Below are 5093 nucleotides of genomic sequence, written 5' to 3' on the forward strand. Positions count from 1 at the left end.
ATCCTTTTCGCAATAGATCACCGCGTCGATGTTATAAATTTCCTTTTGCTCGTCATACTGCATTTTTTCGACTTCAATGCCAATGCCGTGCGGTATCTCTTTGCCAATACTTTTCAATGCTTTTTCACGGATCAGCTCCACCGCAAACACGCGCTCCGGCTGGTCGGAGACCATATCCTCCGGATAATACATCGGCCCTTCCACAAGGTATGTTTTCAGCTCCTCGACAAGCGCATTAAGCCCCAGCGCCTGCGCCGCCGAAATACGTATGATCTTTTTGTCGAACGGCTTTAGGGAAGCTTCCACTTCCTCGATGCGCTCTGCGTCCACCGCGTCGATCTTGTTGAGCGCTATAATAAGCGGCGCGCCCTTTTGTTGCACCAGCTTATTCAGTATCTCCATGTCCCGCTCGCGCGCGCCAACCTTGGCGTCCACCAGAAAAAGCACGGCGTCCACGTCGCGCGCAGTTGTTTCCGCAGTCTTGACCATAAATTCGCCCAGCTTGTTTTTTGGTGTGTGCAGCCCCGGCGTATCCATAAACACCATCTGGTATTCTTCCCGCGTTCGCACGCCTGTTATACGGTTGCGCGTGGTCTGCGGTTTTTTGGAAACAATAGCGACCTTCGTTCCCACCAGAGCATTGAGCAACGTCGATTTCCCTACGTTAGGGCTTCCCAGCAGTGCAATAAATCCTGATTTAAATTCCATTTGATCCCTTTCCTAAAACACAAACAATTCCGCGAGCTCAAAGACGATGACCGTGATGCCAATGCCCATGAACGCGCCTACTAATACCTCTGCAAACGTGTGCACCTTGGTCTCCATACGGCTTTCCGCCACGATCAAAGCCAGTACCGCGGCAAACGTCGAAGATACCGGATCGCCCGAGACAAACGCGATCGCCGTAAAAAGAGCGAACGCAAAGGCAGTATGCCCGCTGGGCATGCCTCCCTGTACATAGTTGCCGCCTTTTTTCATGGAACGCGACTTTAGGATGATCACGGCGATGAACACCAGTACCAATGCCGCAAAAGTAATATATCCCGATAGGTTGTTGATATAATTGACGGATAGGTAAGAATATGTATACAGCTTACGGAAAAAAACCAGATACCCGATGACAAGCGCGCACATGGCAGCCACGAACACAGCGCCCGCACACACATCCTTTGCGAGACGCGCAAGCTCATTGTACTGGTTGTGCGTGGCAATATCTACCACCGCCTCCACCGCGGTATTCACAAGCTCCGCAAAGATTACAAACGCGATAGCAAGCACCAGCGCCATCATCTCAAAACGCGTCACCTGCGTCACCAGCGCGGCAATGATGACCACTACGGCAAGCGCAATGTGTATCTTCATATTGCGTTCCATTTTAAACGACTGTAAAAAACCATTGATTGCATGGTTAAAGCTGTTCATCAATGATTTTTTTGGTCTGTATTTTTTCTCGGTTTCTTTTTCGTCCATGTCCCTACCTGCCAATGCTAACCGACTCCAGTATCTCGCGCTGCTTTTGCGTCATACACGCTTCTTCTTCGGGCGTCATATGGTCGTACCCCAAAAGATGCAACGTCCCGTGCAGCGCTAAAAACGCCATTTCCCGCACGAGCGAATGCCCATATTCCTCTGCCTGCTGCTGTGCGCGCGGCAGAGAGATCGCGATATCCCCCAAAAACACATCTTCATCGACATATTCCAGATCGATATCGTCAATGCTTTCTGCAAACAGCCCACTAAGCTCGTACGCCGGGAACGAAAGCACATCCGTTTCCTTGTCGATATCCCGAAACTCGCTGTTGAGATCCCTGATGCCCTCATTATCCGTCAGCAGGATATTGACGCAGCACGCCATCCCCGCTTCGCACTGCGCGGCCTCAAGCGTCCTCTTGATCGCGTCGCGCATTTCGTCTGTAAATTCTATTTTTTTCTGTTCATCAGAGAATATGATCTTCATCTTCCGCTCCGTGTATCTTGATGTCCGGGTACTTGATGCGCTGGTGGTATACACCGTCAAAGATATTGATGAACGCTTCCGCGATATCGCGCAAATCACGCCTGTTGAGCGGCGTGCGATCGAGAAGTCCTTCGTCATACCTTGCCTTGATCAGCTTGTGCACCATATCAGATATTTCTTCCCTGCTCGGGTCGTCAAGGCTTCTTACGGCAGCCTCTACGATGTCTGCCAGCATCACGATCGCGCCTTCTTTGGTGTCCGGCGGACTGCCCGCATAGCGGTAGTCCTCTATATCTGTGTTCTCGTCCTGTTTCAGCGCCTCGTAATAGAAGTACCCAACTGTGCCATTTCCATGATGGTTACGGACGATGTCGATGATCTCGCCCGGCATCTTATATTTTTTGAGCATTGCCACACCGTCCGGCACGTGCTTTCTGATGATCGCCGCACTGTCCTTTGGCTCGATCTTATCGTGCGGATTGACATTGTTTCGCTGATTTTCCTTAAAAAACAACGGGTTTTCCACCTTGCCTACGTCGTGGAAATAGGCGCCCACACGCGCCAGCAAAGCAAAGCCGCCAACCGCGTTACAGCCCGCCTCCGCCAGATTCGCCACCAAAATACTGTGATGGTACGTTCCCGGCGCTTCGATCATCAGCCGCTTGGTCAGCGGATGGGTCGGGTCGGAAAGCTCCAGCAGCTTGGTCGGCGTCGTCAGCTTGAAAGCATTTTCTAAGAGCGGCAGCACGCCAATGCTTATAATACCACACATCACACCGCTGATCGCGAGCATTGCCATGCTGTTGAGCAGCTGCTGTACATTTGGCGCCTGGTCTCCGACGATGGGCACCTGCAGCATCCACACGATCAATACGACCACCACGCCCGGTATGGCGGCGGTGAGCCCGCCGAGCACCAGCCGCGAACGGTAGCGCATATCCTTTAATGTATAGACCGCAAAGAAGCTTCCCATCATTGTGATCAGCAGCAGCATAAGCGACGCTTCGCTGAACATCTCCTGCCCGCCCGTTGTAACGCTCACCAAAAGCAGCGACAGGAACACACTGTATAGCAGCGCATTTTTGGGCGACAGCAGCACTGCTCCCAATATCACAAACAAGAAGATCGGGAAGATATGGATCGCCACAAGCTGTGCGAGCGCAGTCGCGCCATAAGCAGCGGCCGTCAATATCGCAAGAATGGCAATTTTTTTGGTATTCATCAGCAGCCGCCTGTTGAACACGGCCAAAAACACAGCGTACAAAACATATGCCAGTACAATATAAAGGATAATGCCAAAATACGGCCTTATCGAAGTTGATTCCGTACTCAAAAGCCCCAGCGATTTCAGCACGCCGTATTCCGCATCGCCGACGATCTCGCCTTTCACAACGATATTCTGCCCACTTTTATACATTTTTGGCGTAACAAGCGCCGCCGCCTTATCGCGCGCCTCTTTTGTCGCCGTTTCGTCGAACACAACGTTGGCCGTCAAATCGTTGGAGATCACAGCCACCATAAGGCTGCGCATCGTCTCGGTCAGATCGAGCTTCTCCTCGATATCCTGTATCGCATCGCTTTTCGTCTGGTCCAGCTCGTCGCTCGTGATGCCCTTGGAAAGAAGGTTTTCAACCTCGCCGGATACCGCCTCCTGCAAATTGGAAAGCTGCTTTGCCGTCATAGACAGGATATGGTAAAACTGCGTGCTGTCGATATAATCGGGCAGGATATCTTTTATTTCAGTGATCTGCTCCTGCGTCAGCAGTTTGTCCCACTCCACGTTAGCCGGATCAAACACCGCCGGCGTGTAAGGCGTGGGCACCGGAGCCGGCGTTGCGACCGGGTCTGTCTGCGCCGCATTCGCCTGCTGCACCTTATCGATCTCCTGCTGCACTGCATCGGCTTTTTCCTGTTCCTTTTGTTCGTATATGCTTTGCGCCTGTGCGCGCGCTTTTTCGAAAGCCGCAAAGTCCTCACTGAGCTTTTTGCTCGACTGCTGGGTGATGTCCGCGTCCTTTTTGTAAGACGGCCCCACCTGCGCCTGTGCTTCCTCGATCTTTGCCTGCGTGGTCACTTCATCCACCACGTCTTTGGGTGCGGTAATGGTCTGGTTCGATATCTCCCCTACGGAAATATCGTACGTCTGCGGGGTGATCGAAACCAGCGCGATCGCAATACATACGGCAAGCGAACCGACTGCCATCAGCAGGTTCACAGTTGCTTTTTTACTTCTTTCGTTTTTAAAAGCCATATAGTCCCCTAACCGCTTTGCTATACGATCGTGTTTTGCTGCCTGTTCTCGTACTTTTCAAACGCCTTGACGATATTTTTCACCAGCGGGTGCCGCACAACGTCCTTGTTCGTAAGGTTGACGATCCCGATGTGGTCAATATTCTTAAGGATGCCCGTTACCTTCTTCAGTCCGGACGAACGCTCCTTCGGGAGGTCGATCTGCGTGATATCCCCCGTCACGACGACTTTCGAGTTTTCACCAAACCGCGTCAAAAACATTTTCATCTGTTCCATCGTACAGTTTTGCGCCTCGTCCAGGATGATAAACGCATCGCTCAACGTGCGTCCGCGCATATACGCGAGCGGCGCCACCTCGATCGTACCCTTTTCCGCCAGGCGCGCATACGCCTCGGCGCCCATAAAATCATAAAGCGCGTCATATAGCGGCCGCAGATACGGGTCTACCTTGTTTTGCATGTCTCCCGGCAAAAAGCCGAGCTTTTCTCCCGCCTCTACCGCCGGACGCGTCAGGATGATACGCGATATCTGCTTGTTTTTGAGCGCGACAACAGCCATTGCCATCGCCAGATACGTTTTTCCTGTTCCTGCCGGGCCGACGCACACCACAACCGTATTGTCCTTGATTGCCTTGATGTATTCCTTTTGCCCGTAGGATTTACATTTGATCTGCTTGCCGCGCGACGTGATCGCCACGACATCGGACATCATTTCATTCACCATCTCCTGATGTCCTTCGTTCACAAGTTCCATCGCATAACCGATGGTGCTCTCGCCGATCGTCTCGTTCTTATTGTACATTTTTTTCAGCACTTCAATGATGTCCGCAGCCTCTTTTGCCGCCTTGGGTTCGCCCGAAATGCAAATGCCGTGCTCTGTCGCACGG

At 52.1% G+C, this 5093-nt stretch carries 5 protein-coding genes; all 5 read right to left on the reverse strand.

Going from position 1 to position 5093, the window contains the following annotated elements; translation table 11 throughout:
- The coding region (era, locus tag VB081_RS02730; protein ID WP_323399319.1) for a GTPase Era at window positions 1–708 on the reverse strand (708 nt) is incomplete at its 3' end.
- Between the two features lie 12 nt (window positions 709–720).
- On the reverse strand, window positions 721–1470 hold the full coding sequence (locus VB081_RS02735; RefSeq protein ID WP_323399320.1) for a diacylglycerol kinase: 750 nt from the start codon (window positions 1468–1470) through the stop codon (window positions 721–723).
- A 4-nt stretch (window positions 1471–1474) separates the two neighbouring features.
- Window positions 1475–1957 (reverse strand): rRNA maturation RNase YbeY, encoded by a 483-nt coding sequence (ybeY, locus tag VB081_RS02740; protein WP_323399321.1) that lies wholly within the window; start codon window positions 1955–1957, stop codon window positions 1475–1477.
- On the reverse strand, window positions 1938–4208 hold the full coding sequence (locus tag VB081_RS02745; RefSeq protein ID WP_323399322.1) for an HD family phosphohydrolase: 2271 nt from the start codon (window positions 4206–4208) through the stop codon (window positions 1938–1940). Before VB081_RS02745 ends, ybeY begins: the two co-directional genes overlap by 20 nt.
- 20 nt (window positions 4209–4228) lie before the next feature.
- Window positions 4229–5093, reverse strand: an 865-nt coding sequence (locus VB081_RS02750) for a PhoH family protein (protein ID WP_323399323.1), incomplete at its 5' end; no start/stop codon positions are given.

It is taken from the genome of Christensenella sp. (genome assembly GCF_034927525.1).
GTDB lineage: Bacteria > Bacillota > Clostridia > Christensenellales > Christensenellaceae > Christensenella.

Coding starts and splice junctions, on each gene's coding strand:
- VB081_RS02735 (WP_323399320.1), bottom strand. CDS start 1,470: ATGGACGAAAAAGAAACCGAGAAAAAATACAGACCAAAAAAATCATTG.
- ybeY (WP_323399321.1), bottom strand. CDS start 1,957: ATGAAGATCATATTCTCTGATGAACAGAAAAAAATAGAATTTACAGAC.
- VB081_RS02745 (WP_323399322.1), bottom strand. CDS start 4,208: ATGGCTTTTAAAAACGAAAGAAGTAAAAAAGCAACTGTGAACCTGCTG.